Genomic DNA, 1,304 nt, shown 5'->3' on the forward strand with positions numbered 1-1,304 from the left:
GCTAGTACCGCTTCATATTTTCCTGTAGCGGCTGATAAAGCATTTGGTGATGCCTGTCCGTTACGAGGTGCGAATTATAGAGATGGCGGTAATGATTGCAAGCTTTTTTTAGCTATTTTCTACTTAACTAAGTTTGCTTGCAGAGTTTTTGAACAACTACCTAATAACTTGTCTAAAAAGCGAGCTAGTCACTTCAAGTTAGGGTAAGCAAAGGATCCGTTACCGTTATTTTTGCAATAATTCACTTTGCCCTTCGCAAAATTAACGGTATGAATCAGATAAAGTAAGTCATCAATTAAAAATTAAATGACGCTTTCATTATTCGAGTGATACTTAATAACTAAAAAAGTGCTTCTGATAATGTTGTAACTCAGAAATAGACTCTTTGATATCCTGCAGCGCTAAATGGGTACCTGTTTTCTTGTGTGCCGCAACCATTTCAGGTGCCCAACGACGACCTAACTCTTTGATCGTACTCACGTCAATACTACGGTAATGGAAAAAAGCTTCTAATGTAGGCATATGTCTCACCATAAAACGGCGATCTTGACCTATGCTATTACCACATAAAGGAGCTGCACCTGCTGGTACCCACTCTTTCAAGAAATCTAAGGTGGCTTGTTCCGCTTGTTCACAACTAATGTCGCTGGCTTTTACTCTTGCTGTTAAACCTGAGTTGCCATGATGCTCAGTGCACCACTCATCCATTGCATCTAATGCAGCATCGCTTTGGTGAATAACAAATTGTGGGCCTTCCGCTAAAATATTCAAATCGCTATCAGTCACAATAGTGGCAATTTCAATAATTTTATCGGTATCAGGGTTTAACCCGGTCATTTCTAAGTCAATCCACACCAAATTATCTTTATTCATTTTCCTAGCACCCTTTTCTATTGATGAATCGCTATTTAATATAAGAATAGAGTATAATACTCGATTCAAATCACCAGTGGTAGCAAAGGAAGTCTGTGGCTAAGAAGAAAAAACTCAGTAAAAACCAAATCCGTCGTGTTCAAAGTAATCATAACAAACGCTTAGCACCTAAAAGCGACACACAATGGGATGAGGCTGAACTCGGTCCACAACTAGAAGGATTAGTGGTTAGTCGATTTGGACAACATGCAGATATTGAAGATGACCAAGGTAAAGTAGAACGTTGTACATTACGCCGCTCAATCCGATCTTTAGTGACTGGCGATCGCGTAGTATGGCGTGCAGGTAAAGAATCCCATCAAGGGATCAGCGGTGTCATTGAAGCCGTTCATCCTCGTAAAACGGTATTAACTCGCCCAGATTATTATGAT

Annotated in this window: 2 protein-coding genes and 1 pseudogene; 2 read left to right on the plus strand and 1 reads right to left on the minus strand. The window is 39.9% G+C overall.

What is annotated here, in order from left to right; genetic code table 11:
* A partial coding sequence (locus DS885_RS17590) for a hypothetical protein (protein WP_220149641.1) occupies positions 1–207 on the plus strand: 207 nt, incomplete at its 5' end.
* A 126-nt stretch (positions 208–333) separates the two neighbouring features.
* On the opposite strand, the gene orn is transcribed toward DS885_RS17590, so the two are convergent.
* Positions 334–873 (minus strand): oligoribonuclease, encoded by a 540-nt coding sequence (orn, locus tag DS885_RS03735; protein WP_113818067.1) that lies wholly within the window; start codon positions 871–873, stop codon positions 334–336.
* 95 nt (positions 874–968) lie between these two features.
* Here orn and DS885_RS03740 point away from each other — a divergent pair.
* Positions 969–1,304, plus strand: a pseudogene (locus DS885_RS03740) (small ribosomal subunit biogenesis GTPase RsgA); the annotation flags it as partial.

This window comes from Psychromonas sp. B3M02, assembly GCF_003318165.1.
Lineage (GTDB): Bacteria > Pseudomonadota > Gammaproteobacteria > Enterobacterales > Psychromonadaceae > Psychromonas.

Excerpts from the sequence above, each read along its gene's own strand:
- orn (WP_113818067.1), bottom strand. The coding sequence starts at position 873 with ATGAATAAAGATAATTTGGTGTGGATTGACTTAGAAATGACCGGGTTA.